14 protein-coding genes are annotated in these 17,175 nt (G+C 31.4%); 12 read left to right on the top strand and 2 right to left on the bottom strand.

From position 1 onward, the window contains the following. Positions 1 to 109 precede the first annotated feature (109 nt). Entirely contained in the window at positions 110 to 1,180 is a 1,071-nt protein-coding gene (locus MUN68_RS04200; protein WP_249995467.1) for a branched-chain amino acid aminotransferase, read from the top strand. A gap of 28 nt (positions 1,181 to 1,208) precedes the next feature. On the opposite strand, the gene MUN68_RS04195 is transcribed toward MUN68_RS04200, so the two are convergent. Continuing rightward, positions 1,209 to 1,595: a nucleoside triphosphate pyrophosphohydrolase family protein gene (locus MUN68_RS04195; protein ID WP_249995466.1), complete on the bottom strand. Its 387-nt coding sequence runs from the start codon at positions 1,593 to 1,595 to the stop codon at positions 1,209 to 1,211. 476 nt (positions 1,596 to 2,071) lie between these two features. Here MUN68_RS04195 and MUN68_RS04185 point away from each other — a divergent pair, with 476 nt between their 5' ends. The 9 genes from MUN68_RS04185 (at position 2,072) to crcB (ending at position 14,696) form a co-directional block, all read left to right on the top strand. After that, the gene (locus MUN68_RS04185) at positions 2,072 to 2,647 is read left to right on the top strand and encodes a hypothetical protein (protein ID WP_249995464.1); all 576 of its coding nucleotides are present in this window, start codon (positions 2,072 to 2,074) and stop codon (positions 2,645 to 2,647) included. Positions 2,648 to 2,651: 4 nt separating this feature from the next. Continuing rightward, entirely contained in the window at positions 2,652 to 4,514 is a 1,863-nt protein-coding gene (locus MUN68_RS04180; protein ID WP_249995463.1) for an ATP-binding protein, read from the top strand. Next, a complete protein-coding gene (locus tag MUN68_RS04175; RefSeq protein ID WP_249995462.1) occupies positions 4,511 to 5,134 on the top strand; it encodes a response regulator transcription factor in 624 nt (207 codons plus the stop codon). Before MUN68_RS04180 ends, MUN68_RS04175 begins: the two co-directional genes overlap by 4 nt. A 95-nt stretch (positions 5,135 to 5,229) precedes the next feature. Next, entirely contained in the window at positions 5,230 to 6,546 is a 1,317-nt protein-coding gene (locus tag MUN68_RS04170; protein ID WP_249995461.1) for a DUF5723 family protein, read from the top strand. Positions 6,547 to 6,669: 123 nt separating this feature from the next. Further along, on the top strand, positions 6,670 to 7,518 hold the full coding sequence (locus MUN68_RS04165) for a hypothetical protein (protein WP_249995460.1): 849 nt from the start codon (positions 6,670 to 6,672) through the stop codon (positions 7,516 to 7,518). 173 nt (positions 7,519 to 7,691) lie between these two features. Beyond that, positions 7,692 to 10,133: a leucine-rich repeat domain-containing protein gene (locus tag MUN68_RS04160; protein ID WP_272792399.1), complete on the top strand. Its 2,442-nt coding sequence runs from the start codon at positions 7,692 to 7,694 to the stop codon at positions 10,131 to 10,133. 47 nt (positions 10,134 to 10,180) lie between these two features. After that, the gene (locus tag MUN68_RS04155; RefSeq protein ID WP_272792398.1) at positions 10,181 to 13,027 is read left to right on the top strand and encodes a T9SS type A sorting domain-containing protein; all 2,847 of its coding nucleotides are present in this window, start codon (positions 10,181 to 10,183) and stop codon (positions 13,025 to 13,027) included. 281 nt (positions 13,028 to 13,308) lie between these two features. Then, positions 13,309 to 14,328, top strand: coding sequence for an SRPBCC family protein (locus MUN68_RS04150; protein WP_249995457.1), 1,020 nt, complete (start codon positions 13,309 to 13,311; stop codon positions 14,326 to 14,328). 2 nt (positions 14,329 to 14,330) lie between these two features. Further along, complete coding sequence (crcB, locus tag MUN68_RS04145; RefSeq protein WP_249995514.1) at positions 14,331 to 14,696, top strand: fluoride efflux transporter CrcB; 366 nt, start codon at positions 14,331 to 14,333, stop codon at positions 14,694 to 14,696. A 1-nt stretch (position 14,697) separates the two neighbouring features. Here crcB and MUN68_RS04140 read toward each other — a convergent pair whose 3' ends face one another. After that, a complete protein-coding gene (locus MUN68_RS04140) occupies positions 14,698 to 15,303 on the bottom strand; it encodes a DUF1684 domain-containing protein (RefSeq protein ID WP_249995456.1) in 606 nt (201 codons plus the stop codon). A 229-nt stretch (positions 15,304 to 15,532) separates the two neighbouring features. Here MUN68_RS04140 and MUN68_RS04135 point away from each other — a divergent pair, with 229 nt between their 5' ends. Beyond that, positions 15,533 to 16,747, top strand: a complete 1,215-nt coding sequence (locus tag MUN68_RS04135; protein WP_249995455.1) for an MDR family MFS transporter — start codon at positions 15,533 to 15,535, stop codon at positions 16,745 to 16,747. Next, positions 16,747 to 17,124: a VOC family protein gene (locus MUN68_RS04130; RefSeq protein WP_249995454.1), complete on the top strand. Its 378-nt coding sequence runs from the start codon at positions 16,747 to 16,749 to the stop codon at positions 17,122 to 17,124. Before MUN68_RS04135 ends, MUN68_RS04130 begins: the two co-directional genes overlap by 1 nt. The last annotated feature ends 51 nt before the right edge of the window (positions 17,125 to 17,175 follow it).

Below are 17,175 nucleotides of genomic sequence, written 5' to 3'. Positions count from 1 at the left end.
ATTTTAAAATAATTATTTGTAATACAAAGGTACATATTTTTTAGCTGATTTTTATGCGTTTTTTTAAGCTGAAATGACTAATTTTGCATAATCAAATTTATACAAAAAAATGACTAAAGTTTCAACTCACGAAATCGATATAGTAAAATCAAAAAACACTAAGATTCATGATGTAGATTTTGACAACCTTACATTTGGTCGCGTATTTACAGATCATATGTTTTACTGTGATTATATTGATGGCGAATGGCAACAACCAAAAATTGAACCTTATGGTCCAATGAGTATTGATCCATCAGCTCGGGTATTTCATTATGGTCAGGCAGTTTTTGAAGGCATGAAAGCTTATAAAGACGATCATGGAGATGTGTTTTTATTTAGACCAGATGAAAACTTTGCACGAATAAATAAATCGGCTAAGCGATTAGCAATTCCTGAGTTTCCAAAAAACTATTTCTTTGAAGGTCTTACAACCTTATTAAACCTTGATAAAGCTTGGGTAAAAAGTGGAGAAGGCAACTCTTTATACATTCGACCATTTGTAATTGCTACAGATTCTGCAATTGCTGCAGCACCTTCAGACAACTATCGATTTATGATTATTTGCTCACCTGCAAAAGCATATTACAAAGGAACTGTAAAGGTATTAATTGCCGAAGAATATAGCCGTTCTGCAAATGGAGGTGTTGGTTTTGCAAAAGCAGCCGGAAATTATGCAGCACAATTCTATCCAACAAGTTTAGCTCAAAATAAAGGCTTTCAACAAGTGATTTGGACAGATGCTGATACACATACATTTTTAGAAGAAGCAGGAACTATGAATGTGTTTTTTAGAATTGGAGACACCTTAATTACAGCGCCTACTAGTGACCGTATTTTGGATGGTGTAACACGAAAAAGTTTAATTCAATTGGCAGATGACAACGCAATAAAATGTGAAGTACGACCAATTAAGGTTCAAGAAATCGTTGAAGCATCTAAAAATGGTAGCTTAAAGGAAATTTTTGGTGCTGGAACAGCAGCTGTTATTAGTCCGATTTCAGATTTCGAATATCAAAACACTATTTACAATCTGCCCGAAATAAATGAACATTCTTATTCAAGCATTCTAAAACAAAAAATGCTAAACATACAGCATAATCTTGCCGAGGACAAACATGGTTGGAGGTATGAAATATAATAAAAAAGCAGCCAATTGGCTGCTTTTTTTATGACTCTAAAATCTCTTGAATCTTTGGCTTAAAGTAGTTTGGTCCTTTTAATACTTTTCCATCTGCTCTATAAATAGGTTCTCCATCTTCACCAAGTTTACTCATATTACTACGTTGAATCTCATCAAAAACTTCTTCAATTTTATATTGCAAACCATGTTCAATGATGGTGCCACATAAAATATAGAGCATATCACCTAACGCGTCAGCAACCTCAACTAAATCATCATTATTTGCGGCCTCAAGGTATTCTTCATTTTCCTCTCGCATCAATTTATAGCGCAACATGTTTTTATCAATACCCAAACTCGCTTTTGGTGTTTCTCTATGACCAATTTTAAATGCCGTATGAAATGCTTTTACTGCTTCTATTTTGTTTTTCATTTTTTGATTCTATTTTTTTTAAAATTAAATATCTATGCCTTATTATGTTACCATTTAAATTACAAAATTCACAAACATTAACGTGATTTATGTGAAATTTGCAGTCGTATTATTTATTTTTGTATAAAAATAGCTATATGTTTAGTAATGGTCAATTGATTTTTGGGATTTTATTTGCAATTGCATTTATTGTAATTATTTTTTTTGCATATAGAAAAGATATCAAGATCCATAAAAAATATTACAAAGGTAGTATCTGGATTTTAATTGCTTTTGTTTCTTTTTTAGCTATGATTGCTACAATTAAATCAATTTTTGTTTAAAGCAACTCTCTGTTTTTATATTATTTCTTTCCTATTTCCCCTGTAAATACTACATTTTTCAGTAAATTAGGTTGATATACCTAGAATTGGGTATGTTATGATGTTTTCCTATTTCGCATCTTTGATATCAAATACCAACTAAATTCGATCCTTATGAAATCAAAAATGTTACTAATTACAATTGCATTAGTCATTATTTCCCTTTATTTAGGTTACAAATTATGTAATGTAGAATGCGACGACACTCAAACTGATTGCACGTATTGTGAACCTTGTAAAGGTGAAGAAGTCAGAGAAATAAACATGCCTTTAAACAGTGATTTAACTTTTAAAATCAATAGTGCAGACACTTCCAATTTTCAACCTTTTCAATATGATATATTGAATAGTTATGGAATTCTTGGGCAAATATATCTAGATGAAAACAACTCAAAAAAGATTTCTAAGATTGATTTTGAATTATTAGAAGTAGGTAAATGTAACCGCTGGAAAATTGAGAGTGTTAGCTATCTGAAAGATTCAAACGGGCATAATATTGAGTATAAAATAAATAAATACCATGAAAATGGAACACCCAATCACGCAGATCTAAATACTAGTTTCGAATTTGAAATTGGAGATGATTTTAATATTAGAATAACGTCTGATGATGATCCACGAATAGTAACTCCAGCCGAAGGTATTTACCCACCATTCATATGCTTTGGAAAAATTGTTGATATCAATTAGTTTGATGAGACTCATCTTACTAATTTCAGTTCTAATGTACAGTGTAGCTTGTGACTCTCAAAACACTCAAAAGTTACATCAAACACTTGAGTACCTTTTATACAACAATATTGAAAAAGCTTATGATAAAATTAAAACAATACCAGAATCTCAAGAACGTAAGAACTTAATTTGGCATCTCGATGCATTCTATTACGGAATAAAAGATAGTCTAGTTGACCAAACCAAAAGTAAAGATGAATCCCATTTTGGAGTTGTGTTAAATGAAATAAAAGAAGCAGATATCTATAATGAATTTTATATCAATAAAGATTCAATCATTTTTGAAAAGTACAAAAAAGCTGTAGAGCTTTCAAAACACCAAAACGATAGCATATTAGTTAAATATTCTTTGAATAAAATATTGAAGTATTTATTTTATAAAAGAAAATCTTATGATGTATTGAACCAATACAATAATATATACAGTAATTATATAAAAACTCCAAGTGACCAGGTGGTTTATGATTATTATAAATATACAACTAAGTCCTTTATTGAAAATAAGCCATGCATTCCAATATATTTAAATGGACTAAAATTACTTGAAAACATTGATAACGACTTTTTAAAAGGTAAACTCAATGTTATGCTTGGCAATCAAGAAAGTCATTTTAATAAACAAAATGATTCTGCAATTAAGCATTTTCAAAAAGCCAAAAATTACTTCACAAAAGTACCAGGAGTTTTAGGCAAACGCAGTATGTTTGGTATTTATAATAATCTAGCTGCAGCTCATAATTATAATAATGAACCGATAAAAGCTTTATATTATTTTGATAAAGCAATTCAACAAGACATTCCTAAAAATGGTTTTTTACAACAATCATATTTATATTTAGCTTTAGCACAAACTCATAAAAATTTAAAAAATTACGACAGCGCTTATTTCTATTTGAATATGGAAAAGGAAGCAATAAAACAACATAAAGAATACGAAAACGCATTGCAGCTAACTGAAATTGAAACCAAATACCAAACCGAAAAAAAAGAGAAAGAAAATTTATTACTAAAAGCTTCAAATTTAGAAAGCGAAGCCAAAAGGAAACAAAATCAAAACATCTCAATAGGTTTGGCAGTAGGTCTGGCATTAGTGAGTATCATCGCTTTCCTCCTTTTCAAAAACACCAAACGCAAACAGAATCTAGCAGAGAAAGAAAAAGAACTAGAAACTCAAAAACTCGCAACAGTTTTAAAAGAACAAGAACTTACCACTATTGATGCCATGATTGAAGGTCAAGAAAAAGAACGGCAACGTATTGCTAACGATTTACATGATGATTTAGGTGGTTTAATCGCAACTGTAAAACTTCATTTTAATGCACTAAAAGAAAAAAACACACCTGAACTCTATGATAAAACAAATACTCTAATTGATGAAGCATATCAAAAAGTAAGATCCGTTGCTCATGCAAAAAACTCTGGTGTTATTGCTAAACAAGGTTTATTGTTAGCTGTTCAACAAATGGCAGAAAAAGTTTCAGCATCTAACAAAATCACTATAGATGTTATAGATCATGGATTAGAAAATCGCTTAGAAAACAGCTTAGAACTTACCATTTTTAGAATTATTCAAGAACTTGTTACAAATGTTATAAAACATGCAGAAGCCAATGAAACTACAGTCCACATTACTAATCATGATGAAAGCTTAAACATCATGGTTGAAGATAACGGTATAGGTTTTAATCCAAATCAGATTACCAAAACAAATAAAGGTATGGGAATTAGCAGTATTGATAAACGTGTTGCACATTTGGATGGCACAATGACTATTGAATCTGATAAAAATCAAGGAACAACCATAATAATAGATATTCCAATATGATACGACTAGCCATTGCAGAAGATCACCAATCGCTAATTGATGGCATTTCACTTCTATTAGAATATGAAGAAGACATTTCCATTGTTGGCACAGCTAATGATGGCGAAGCTCTATTAAAAATTGTAGAAAAAAAGCGTCCTACTGTTGTACTTACAGATATAAGAATGCCAAAATTAGATGGAATAGAAGCCGCAAAACGAATAAAAAAGGCGCATCCTGAAATCAAAATCTTGTCATTTTCTATGTTTGAACAAACTGAAGCCATCCAACAAATGCTAGACGCTGGAGCAACAGGCTATGTCTTAAAAAACTCTTCACTCAAAGAAGTTTTGAAGGCTATAAGAACCGTAGCAAAAGGAGAAATCTATTTTGATGCTAACATCAATACCAATGTCCTCAATCCTGAAAACAATTCGAAAAAAAAGGGACTTTTAACAAAACGGCAAATTGAAATTCTTCAACTAATCGCATTAGGTAAAACCTCAAGGGAAATAGCTGATGAATTGTTTATAGGTATTCACACCGTTGATACCCATCGCAAAAACATGGCACGTATTTTAGGTCTTCAAGGTAAAGGAGAGCTGATGAGATATGCTTTGGAAAAGAAATATAAATTTTAAAATATCAAAAAAATATACCTTATATTATGCATATTCAAAAGCACAAAAACTATCTGTTTTTATCATAAATATTAATTAACAAACTAAACTCTAATATGAAAATATTTAAATCGCTTTTCTTATTATTATCAGTACTTCTCTTTAATGAGAGTTTTTCACAAAGTTACATTGGATATAATGCCGATAATTACTCTGGTATTCATGGCGTTACTCATAATCCATCCAATATTTTTGGTTCAAACTTCAAAACTGATGTAAATTTAATATCAGTTAGTGGATTTACTGGTAGTGATTATTTTGGAATTAACTTTAGTAGTATACTAAGTGGTAATTTTGATGTCGATGAAGATTCTGAACGCTTTGTTAGTGATAAGAATAATTTCTTTTTGAATACAGATATTTTAGGCCCTTCATTTATGTTTAACATTAATAAAAAGAGTAGCATTGGTATTATTACAAGAGCTAGAGTTTTTTTTAATTTAAATAATATCAATGGAGAACTCTTTGAGGCTATTGAAGATGATTTCGAATCGGATAGCAATGTTGCATTTGGTTCACAAAATTTGAACGGAACTATTCATGCTTGGACAGAAATTGGAATTGCCTATGGAAGACTATTAATGGACAAACAAAATCATATCTTAAAAGGTGGTGTAACTCTAAAATATCTGCAAGGTGCAGGTGCTTTATTCACAAATAGCCCAGGATTAACGGGACAATATAATAATGTAACCGAAACTTTAACGACGCAAGGTGAACTTAATTATGGTACTACTGAGGATTTTGATTCAGATGATTTAGGGTTCGACAATCTAACTGCTGGTTTTGGCTTAGATTTAGGATTCACATACCAATGGCATCCTAATAGAGAAGATGATAGCACGCCAATTTATAAAGATCATTACAAACTAAAAGCAGGTATTGCTATAACTGACATAGGGTCGATTAAATATAAAAATGCAGAACGAACAACTTACAATATGAATAACACCGTTGATGCTTCTTCATTTGATGATTTAGAAGAGTTTCTTGATGATAACTATAATAATACAGATGTTATTGAAGATACCAAAATTCAACTACCAACAGCTTTGCATTTGCTAGTAGATTATAGATTAGCAAAAAAATGGCTGGTGAGTGCTCAAGCAAATTTATCTCTAGTAAAAAAAGAAAATGATCTTGCTAGTTCTATAATCAATACAGTAACTATAGCTCCAAGATTAGAAACGAAATGGTTTAGTTTTTATACACCATTAAGTTTCAGGCAATATGGTGATTTTGCTTTTGGAGGAGGCTTTAGACTTGGACCATTAAGTGTTGGTTCTGGTTCAATTTTTAGTAATCTCTTATCAGATAGCTCAAAAACTACTGATGTATTTTTTGGTTTAAAAGTACCTATCTATAGGAAATAACCTGGCCTAACTGATATCATAAATACCCAATATTAGGTATTTTTCTTTAACATTAATTTTCCTATTTTTATAAAGCTATTAATTTATAGCGAGAATTAATATTAACCAACAAATTATTTAATTATGAAAAAAATCAAAACTATTCTCGTTTTACTATTTATGGGTTTTTCATTAATCCATTGTAGTTCTGACGGAAGTGATTCAGAAGAAAAGGAATTTATCGACCCTTCAAATTCTAACGCATTAGCTCGTGCTTTAATTATTACTGGAGATGTCACAAATGGTAATCCTCCTCCTACATCTCAAAACGGAAATGCTCCAGCAGCTACCAACAATCAAACTTCAGCAACAACTACTGTAGATAACACGTTATACCTTCCATTTAATTTTGCTACAACAGGTGCTAATAATTTTTATGCAGGATGTTATGTACAAGTCGTAGGTGCAAATATTTATTGGGATATTAATTTACCTAGTAATAATAGCAGTGGTCAGTTAATAATTCCTGTTGGAATTCCAAACAATATTTTAGAAGGAAATTTCACACTAGCATATTGCTTATATGATAGTCAGGGAAATATTAGTAATGTATTACAAACCTATGTTACCATTGCACCACCACAAACCTGTCCTGGATTTGAAAGCGGAAGTGACGGATTAACTATTTTCACTTATGACATGGGAGAAAATAGTGGAAACGTTATCATAAGCTATGACACTTATAGTATTGTAGATCGAATCGATTTATTTTATGCAGGACAATGGATTGATGGAACAGGTTCTCCTCTTGGTCAAAACGAATTCCCTCCAATAATGAATTGTTTTGATGCCGTTGAAGATGGCTATGTTGGACAATCTGGATACTTTGAGTTTCAATACAATCCTTCAAATGGTAAAGAGTTAGACATTTACGTTTCTGGATGTATTGGAGGCAGTACAGCTTGGGATATTGCTGTGAATTGTCCAGAATAAACTCCTGACAACAAAAAAATAGGCAAAACGCTAATTATTTAGAGTTGGTATACTAATACTCTATAGGGAGAATCAATTATAGCCAACTTAGAAAAATCCCCTTAATTGGGGATTTTAAATATAAATTATTTTCTATATTTGTCTAACTATTAATCATTTAATCATTTTTTCAAATGAAAAGAATTTTACTTTCCCTCATTGCTTTATTTATTTATACAACAGCATTTTCTCAGGTTCCAATAAACGATACTATAGAAAATGCCATTGAAATTACAGAGAACTCCTTTGTTGATGAAAATCTTCGTTTAGATTTAGCTAGTGAAAGTTCTGGTGGACAAGTTGGATGTCCTACAACAGATAAGGTTGTTTACTATAAATTCACTGCTGATGCAGATACTAAAATTTTCACAAAACTTACTGATGATACTGATAATCCTATTTCAGGAAGTGGTAGTACTTTTATTAATATATATGAAGCTCCTAACCTCAATATTACTTCAGAAAGTGAATTAACCGCAGTTACTGGTTTTGTTTGTGGTCTACAGTCTACAGTAAATATCGACATTATAAATGGACAAAATTATTATATCTTGTTAAACAGAGATCGTGAATTTGCTAGAAGCACTTTCACTTTTGAACAAGATCCTCCACAAATTGAAAGACAAGCTTTAATTGATTTCTATAATGCTACTAATGGCCCTTTATGGACTTCTTCTGATAATTGGCTCTCTAATAATGTTCCAATTAAAGATTGGGAGTATGTATCAGTTGAAGAAGGCCATGTCATTAGATTATCTTTTTGGAATAAAAATTTAACTGGTGAGATACCAAATTCCATTTTAAATCTTGAGTTTTTAAATTCATTTAACTGCACTTATAACAATCTAAGTGGAATTATTCCTGATTTTTCAACATTATCAAACTTTGATGATTTAAGACTAAATAATAATAACTATTCGATACTTGATTTTGAAACTAATTTTGTAGCTAATTCAACAATTGATTTTTTTGGATTCTCTCCTCAAAATACAGTAGATGAATATATATTAATAGAAAACCCAGTAGTTGGTCAAGACTATACTCTTAGCATGACGCCTCAAGAAGGTACAAATATTAACTATCAATGGGTAAAAAGGGCTGCAAATTTATACGATCCAATTATTGAAAACGTTGTAGGAGCAAATAGCAGTGATTATATAATTTCAAACTTTCAATTAGAAAATGGCTCAACGTATTCTTGTTTTGTTACAAGTCCATTAGTACCTGGCTTAACAATTGAAAGAAAAAGTATCGAATTTAGAGTTCCAATTTCACAATCTGAAAGAGATGCACTTATTGCACTTTACATCGCTACAGATGGAGACAATTGGTATGATACGATAGGAACTGGTGTTATCATTGAGAACTGGAATACTTCTGCCCATGTCGACACTTGGACTGGTGTGGAGACTTTAGGTAATAAAGTGGTCTATTTGAATCTAAATTTCAGAAATCTCAATGGCCAATTACCTGAAGAAATTGGAGATTTAATTCATTTAAATGAATTGAGAGTAAGTGCTAATCCTGACTTAATTGGACCAATTCCATCATCATTAGGTAACCTTACTGAATTACAATGGCTAAGATTACAAAATAATGGTCATTCAGGAGAGATACCTGCGTCAATAGGGAATCTTCCTCTACTAAATAGACTTTACCTTAGTTACAATCAATTAACTGGAAATTTACCTTCTAGTTTAGGAAATGCTACTGAATTGATTCAATTAATTCTAGAAAACAATCAATTATCGGGTGAAATTCCAGCAAGTATTGGGAACCTAAGTAGCTTAAATAGTCTAAGTTTAGGGAACAATATTTTATCAGGTACAATTCCTTCTGAACTAAGCAATTTAACATCTCTTTATTCTTTTGAAGTATTCAATAATAATTTATCAGGACCACTTCCAGAATGGACATCATTTGACAATCCAGAATATGTTAGCATCGATTTGAGAAATAATTACTATACTTTCAGTGATCTAGAACCATTAGTAAATAATGGTATTACCTATGGTTCATTACAATACTCGCCTCAAAACACACTAGACGATGAAGAAGAAATCACATCACCTCCTGGAGTAGATATCTCTCTAGATGTAAATGACACAGATATCAATAGAGATTCTCAAGCCCCTTCACCAAATAATGTATACCAATGGCATAAAGACAATGTAGCCATTAGTGGTGCTAATGCAAACACGTACACCATTGTAAACGCTCAAGAATCTGATAGCGGAGTTTACCATTGTGAGATTACTAATCCTTTAGTTCCAGATCTCACTGTCGTTAGAGCAGATATTAATGTGACTGTAGATAGTAATTTAAACACTGAAGATTTTGAAAATGAAAGCTTCAAAATATTCCCAAATCCAGCGAGTAATTGGTTATCGATAAAAACCAACTCAAATATAAATACTAATGCAAAAGTATTTGATATTAATGGTAAATTACTGTTTGAAAAACAATTAACTTCTGAAGTTACAGCAATTGCTGTTGATCAATTAGCTTCTGGTGTTTATCTAATTCACATCAACATAGATGGTAAAACAGCTACCAAACGATTTATTAAACAATAAACTAAAAATCGGATTCAAACTATTATTAATCAATTCTGTTACCTCAAATGAAAACATATTCACTTTTTCTGCTAGCCCTTTTGATATCTTTCACTTCTTTATGTCAAGTTCCAATAAATGATACTATTGAGAATGCCATAGAAATTACTGAAACTTCATTTATAGATGACAATCTTCGTCTTGATTTAGCTTCGGAAGCTTCAGGATTTTCTAGCGGTATTTGTGGTTCTAATGGATATAAATCTATTTATTACAAATTCACCACTTCATTTACTGGTGATGTTTCCGCAATTATAAAAAATCAAGATGGCTCGGATATTCCAAATAGTAATAGCTTAGTTTTGTTTTATTCTGCTCCTAACCTCAATGTTACATCTGAGTCAGAGTTGATTGAAAATATATCTGGATGTGTTTCTAGTTCATTTAGAAATGCTTACGTAGAAACTGGTCAATCATATTATCTAGTAATAAGTAGATCAGAAACTAATGCAGTGTCAAGAGTCGAAATAAACATAGAAGAAGTTATACCTCCAATTAATGGTTCATTATTAAATGCTACAGAAATTACTACTTCAATTTTTTCGGATGAAAATTTAAGAATAGATTATGCAGAAGAAAGTCCTGGTGGACAAATTGGATGCAGTACTCCTGACACAAAAGGTCTCTATTATAAATTTACTGCAGCATCAGATACAAGACTTATTACAACTCTTTACAATGACAATGGTCCATCAGGTAGTCTTTCTGACTTATCTTTTGTCATGATTTATGAAGCTCCCAATCTAAACGTTACATCGGAATCAGAATTAACTCTAGCATCAAGTTTATCTTGTTCAACTCAAAATTATGTAGATTATGATATCACTAGTGGACAGTCTTATTATATACTAATTCATAGACCTGATGAATTTGAGGAATCTGTATTTACATTTGATTTAGAACCACCAAATAGTGAAAAACAAGCATTAATTGATTTATTCAATGCAACCGAAGGTCCTTATTGGACTTCAAATATAAATTGGCTTTCAGTATATGATCCTGTTAGTTCTTGGCAAGGTGTTACAGTTGAAAATGGACATGTAGTTTCATTACAGTTAGGCAGTAAAAATCTTACAGGTGAAATTCCAAATTCCATACTTAACTTAACTTTTTTAGAATCGCTTAGTATGTCTAATAATCATTTAAGCGGAACTATCCCTGACTTTTCAAGTATAACAAGTCTTGAGTTTATTAACCTACGACAAAATGACTTTTCTTTTGCTGATTTTGAGCCTAATTTTATTGCAAATACTGCATCAAACGTGTTTAATTACTATCCGCAAAATTCATTTAATGATTTGATAGAAATTGATAATCCTGTCTATGGTGATGATTACACTTTAACCGCTATAACGCAAGGCACTAATTTAAGTTATCAATGGATTAAAGAAGTAATGGGTCTTAATAATATAGAAATTGAAGAAATTTCAGGAGCTACAAACTCCGAATATACAATTACTAATTTCCAAGAAGAGGATTTGTTAACCTATTCTTGTATTGTAACAAGCTCTGTTATCCCTGAATTAATTCTGGAACGTAAAAAAATAAAATTCAGAACTCCTGTATCTCAAACTGAAAGAGAAGCACTAATTGCCATTTACAATGCTACAAATGGTGATTTCTGGACAAATAATGAGGATTGGAATTGGACAACATCTGCGCATGTTGACAATTGGACTGGTGTTGAAACTCTAGGAAATAAAGTTGTGTCTTTAAATCTGACTTTTCAAAATCTTAATGGACAATTACCTGATGAAATAGGTGATTTAATCTACCTAAAAGAATTAAGTATCAGTTTCAATTATTCATTAACTGGACCAATACCAATAACTATTGGTAATCTAACAGAGTTAAGCTGGTTAAGAATACAAGCTAATAGTCTTACTGGAGAAATACCTGCAGTAATTGGTGCTTTATCAAATTTAAAATATCTAAATCTTAGCGAAAATCAATTGACTGGCAGTATACCTTCAAACTTAGACAACTTAAATCAACTGATTACTTTGTCTTTACGAGTTAATCAGCTAGAAGGTGAAATTCCAACTAGTTTAGGGAGCTTAAGTGAGTTAAACTATTTAAGATTAGACAACAATAACCTTAGTGGTACAATTCCTTCTGAATTAGACAATTTAACATCTCCTTTGTCTTTTGATGTATACAGTAATAATTTATCAGGACCACTTCCAGAATGGACATCATTTGACAATCCAGAATATGTTAGCATCGATTTGAGAAATAATTACTATACTTTCAGTGATCTAGAACCATTAGTAAATAATGGTATTACCTATGGTTCATTACAATACTCGCCTCAAAACACACTAGACGATGAAGAAGAAATCACATCACCTCCTGGAGTAGATATCTCTCTAGATGTAAATAACACAGATATCAATAGAGATTCTCAAGCCCCTTCACCAAATAATGTATACCAATGGCATAAAGACAATGTAGCCATTAGTGGTGCTAATGCAAACACGTACACCATTGTAAACGCTCAAGAATCTGATAGTGGAGTTTACCATTGTGAGATTACTAATCCTTTAGTTCCAGATCTCACTGTCGTTAGAGCAGATATTAATGTGACTGTAGATAGTAATTTAAACACTGAAGATTTTGAAAATGAAAGCTTCAAAATATTCCCAAATCCAGCGAGTAATTGGTTATCGATAAAAACCAACTCAGGAACTAATGCTCTAGCACAAGTATTTGATATTGATGGTAAATTACTATTTGAAAAACAATTAACTTCTGAAGTTACAGCAATTGCTGTTGATCAATTAGCTTCTGGTGTTTATCTAATTCACATCAACATAGATGGTAAAACAGCTACCAAACGATTTATTAAACAATAAAAAAAGTATATTGAACTTACATACAAATACCCAAAATTGGGGATTTGTATGTATAGACTTGATGACATTTTAGATTTTATAAGATGTTCTATAAAATATAAGCATGACCATTATTTCAATTTTCATTTCTCTAATTATTATCAACCTATTACTATTAAAGTTTAGCATTAATAAATACAGACAATAATTAGTTTAATATAGCTTTATATTTATTTCCGCAAAGCTTTAGCTAAATTGATTATCTTTGATTGTACAATCATTATCAATCAAATAATCTAAAGATGAAAGCGTTTAAATACATTTTATTTTTAATCCTAATTCTCATCATAGGTTTGGCTATTTACATTGCAGTTCAGCCAAACTCTTTTGAAGTCAAACGCACAAGAACGATTCAAGCTCCAGTAGCTGTTGTTTATAACAATATTATTGATTTCAAAAACTGGGAAGCATGGTCATCTTGGGTTGAGGAAAAACCAGAAACCATTATTACGTTATCTGATACAACTAATGGTATTGGAGGTTCCTATTCTTGGAAAGATAAAGATGGTGTTGGTACAATGAAAACTATTGACACAAAACGTAACACATCTATTACACAAGAAATGCAATTTGGAGATTTCCCTAAATCTGATATTACTTGGAAACTAGAATCTAACAATGATGGCTCAACAGAAATCAATTGGACTATTTCAGGCAAAGATTTGCCATTTGGATTTAAGATGTTTTCAACTTTTATGGGAGGAATGGAAAAACAAATCGGTCCACATTTTGAACGAGGATTAGAAAAACTAGATAGTATTCTAGTTGCAGACATGAAAAAATATAGCATCAATATTGAAGGCGTAACACAACATAGTGGTGGATTTTATTTGTACAACACAACGTCATGTAAGATGTCAAATTTTAAAGAAAAAATGCAAGAGATGTTACCTAAGGTTGGTGCTTATGCATTAACAAACAATATCTCTATGGCTGGAAAACCGTTTGTAATGTACCACAAATGGGATACTGAAAATGATGCTGTTATGTTTTCTTGTTGTATACCTACAACTTCAAAAATAATGGCAAACGAAGCTGATATAATTACTGGTCAGCTTGAGCCCTTTAAAACTGTAAAAACGGTTCTTAAAGGAGATTATGCCAATCTACAAGAAGCTTGGGATAAAACAATGGCTTATATTCCAGCGCATAGTTTAGAGTTTACTGAAGCAGGACCAATGCTAGAAGTTTATCTTACTGATCCTATGGCAACACCTAATCCAGCAGATTGGATTACTGAAATCTATATTGCTATTAAATAATGATCAAACAATTAATACTCGTTTTTATTGGTGGAGGTTTGGGAAGTGTACTTCGTTTCATTATTGGAAAATATCTAAACAATGCTGAAAACGGCATTCCATACGGCACATTTGCTGCTAATATTATTGGTAGTCTTTTAATAGGAATCATTTTAGGTATGGCTGCAAAAAACAACACCTTAACTTCTAATCAAACCCTATTGCTTGCTACTGGCTTCTGTGGTGGTTTCACGACATTTTCAACCTTTGCTTATGAGAATCACATCTTTTTAAGATCAGGAGATTTTACCTCATTTGCTATTTACACCATTGCTAGTTTTATTGTAGGGTTCTTAGCAGTTTTCTTCGGAATGTATTTGGTAAAATAAATCATTCCTGTTTTTCAAATGCCTTCACTCCTGCTCTAACACTTAAAGCTAAATAATTGACTCTTGGTACAATCGGACAAGAATACTTATCGTTATATGCGCAATAAGGATTATAAGCTTTGTTGAAATCTATCTCAATGGTGTCATCTTCTGGGATTCTCAAATCAATATAACGTCCACCTCCATAACTTTCTTCGCCATTAGTATCATCAATAAACGGAAGAAATAAATAATCTTCTAGTCCTTCCCTTTTCATAACATCTTTACCTTGATAAAGGTTTAATGTATAAGTTTGTCCTTGCAGTTCAAAGGTCAAAATTCCATAAATACGTTCAGGAGACACACGACTAGTCGTTGTTTTCATATCAAACCATTCTGTATCTGGTGTTAACTTTAAACGTGCTGTCACAACATATGAAGAATCAAATTTAAAGAAATCTAGACCTTTAAAATGCTTTCTGTCTTTGTCTTTTAATGGAGAACTTGTTGCGTCTTTATATTCTGAATTGAGCTCTCGTTGAAATTCAGTCTCACCCAAAATAGGTTTCTTTTCTTGTGCACAACTAAATGTACTTACCAATACAATCAATATTAAAAATGGCTTCATAATTATAGTTTTCAGTATTCAAAAATACAACTTAAACCTTTTTTTCATAGATTTGACTGTAAATAAAAAACAAACCATGCAAAATTGCGTCGTATTATATACAAAAAGACAAACCTCTTGTTTCAAGAGTCGGACTTACTATATGCGATGATAATATAATTATATAACCAATCAATCATAAAAAGTCCGACGATATCGTCGGACTTTTTATATTTATACAACAACCAAAATGAAAAAACTATACATAAACTATATTGAATCATTCCAAGGTTTATCTAAAGAAATCTGGTACTTAGCTTTAATAACACTTATAAATAGAGCTGGCACTATGGTAATCCCATTTTTGTCGTTATACTTTAAAAATAGTCTCGATTTTAATAATGATGATGTAGGATGGATTTTTGTGTTCTTCGGACTTGGTTCTGTTATTGGTGGCTGGTTAGGCGGAAAGTTAACTGATAAAATAGGGTTTTATAAAGTCATGATTTTAAGTTTATTTATTACTGGGCTTAGTTTTATCGGGTTACAATACATCACGTCGTTTTGGGGATTATGTTTTGGTATATTATTTCTTATGATTGTAGCTGACACATTTCGTCCTGCCATTTATGTATCGCTTAAAGCATATAGCAAACCAGATAACCAAACACGTTCACTGGCACTAATTCGCTTGGCAATCAATGCAGGAATGGGAATTGGGCCAACAGCTGCAGGTTTAATTATTGTAACAAAAGGGTATAGTTTATTGTTTTGGATAGATGGAATAACTTGTCTTTTGGCTATCGTATTGTTTTACTATTTAGTGAAAGAACCAAAAAAGAAACGTGTTGAAACTAATGAAGACTTAGACATAAAAAAGGATAATAATCTTGTTTACAAAGACTTCACCTATTGGATTTTTATCGGCATTTGTTTCTTCATGGGAATGGCGTTTTTTCAACTCGTTGTGACCATGCCATTATATTATAATGAAGTTTTTAACTTAAATGAATTTGAAATTAGTTTGTTCTGGGTTATAAACATAAGCATTATCGTTGTTTTTGAAATGCCTTTTATAAATTACTTGGAAAAAAAACATATTTCTATAACCAAACATATTCTTGTCGCTTGTTTACTTATGGGATTGAGTTTCTTTGTAATATTTCAGAATTTTTGGATAGGTATTCTTGTCGTAAATATGATTATGATGACTATTGGTGAAATGCTAGGTTTTCCATACACTAATAAATTTGCACTTAATAGAGCAAAAGAAGGGCTTGAAGGGAGTTATATGGCTTTATTCGCCATTGCTTTTTCAATAGCACATATTTTCAGTCCAAAAATTGGACTAAGTGTTGTAGAGAATTATGGCTACCAAATTAATTGGTTAATTACTGGTACTTATGGCTTAATAGGAGTTTTATTATCCATATGGTTGCAAAAACGTATTAAAAAGAATTTATAATGAATTTAAACCAAATCACCATACCATCATTAGATGTTGAAAAAGCGACCGAGTTTTATAAAACGTTCGGACTGAAACTCATCGTAGATGCATTACCTAGATATGTTAGGTTTGAATGTCCTGACGGAAATGCTACGTTCTCAATTCATAAGGTAGATGAAGTACCAAAAGGAAATGGAATTAGTATTTACTTTGAAGATGATAATCTTGATGAACTAGTGGATCAACTTCAGCAAAAAGGAATTATATTTACTTCAGAAGCTGAAGATAAAGACTGGTTGTGGCGAGAAGCACATTTAAACGATTTAGATGGCAACCATATCATTTTATTCAATGCTGGAAAAAACAGAACAAATCCGCCTTGGCGAATCAAATAAAATACCACTCAACCTGCAAGGTTTTAAATACCTTGTAGGTTTAATTTATAG

The sequence above is a fragment of the Psychroserpens ponticola genome, assembly GCF_023556315.2.
In the GTDB taxonomy this organism is placed as follows: domain Bacteria; phylum Bacteroidota; class Bacteroidia; order Flavobacteriales; family Flavobacteriaceae; genus Psychroserpens; species Psychroserpens ponticola.
Note: the sequence above shows the minus strand (reverse complement) of the source record. Positions and strands in the feature narration are given on the sequence as shown.

What these genes read in the sequence shown, in the direction of transcription:
- MUN68_RS04200 (WP_249995467.1), top strand. Translation starts at nt 110, where the DNA reads ATGACTAAAGTTTCAACTCACGAAATCGATATAGTAAAATCAAAAAAC.
- MUN68_RS04195 (WP_249995466.1), bottom strand. Translation starts at nt 1,595, where the DNA reads ATGAAAAACAAAATAGAAGCAGTAAAAGCATTTCATACGGCATTTAAA.
- MUN68_RS04185 (WP_249995464.1), top strand. Translation starts at nt 2,072, where the DNA reads ATGAAATCAAAAATGTTACTAATTACAATTGCATTAGTCATTATTTCC.
- MUN68_RS04180 (WP_249995463.1), top strand. Translation starts at nt 2,652, where the DNA reads ATGAGACTCATCTTACTAATTTCAGTTCTAATGTACAGTGTAGCTTGT.
- MUN68_RS04175 (WP_249995462.1), top strand. Translation starts at nt 4,511, where the DNA reads ATGATACGACTAGCCATTGCAGAAGATCACCAATCGCTAATTGATGGC.
- MUN68_RS04170 (WP_249995461.1), top strand. Translation starts at nt 5,230, where the DNA reads ATGAAAATATTTAAATCGCTTTTCTTATTATTATCAGTACTTCTCTTT.
- MUN68_RS04165 (WP_249995460.1), top strand. Translation starts at nt 6,670, where the DNA reads ATGAAAAAAATCAAAACTATTCTCGTTTTACTATTTATGGGTTTTTCA.
- MUN68_RS04160 (WP_272792399.1), top strand. Translation starts at nt 7,692, where the DNA reads ATGAAAAGAATTTTACTTTCCCTCATTGCTTTATTTATTTATACAACA.
- MUN68_RS04155 (WP_272792398.1), top strand. Translation starts at nt 10,181, where the DNA reads ATGAAAACATATTCACTTTTTCTGCTAGCCCTTTTGATATCTTTCACT.
- MUN68_RS04150 (WP_249995457.1), top strand. Translation starts at nt 13,309, where the DNA reads ATGAAAGCGTTTAAATACATTTTATTTTTAATCCTAATTCTCATCATA.
- MUN68_RS04140 (WP_249995456.1), bottom strand. Translation starts at nt 15,303, where the DNA reads ATGAAGCCATTTTTAATATTGATTGTATTGGTAAGTACATTTAGTTGT.
- MUN68_RS04135 (WP_249995455.1), top strand. Translation starts at nt 15,533, where the DNA reads ATGAAAAAACTATACATAAACTATATTGAATCATTCCAAGGTTTATCT.
- MUN68_RS04130 (WP_249995454.1), top strand. Translation starts at nt 16,747, where the DNA reads ATGAATTTAAACCAAATCACCATACCATCATTAGATGTTGAAAAAGCG.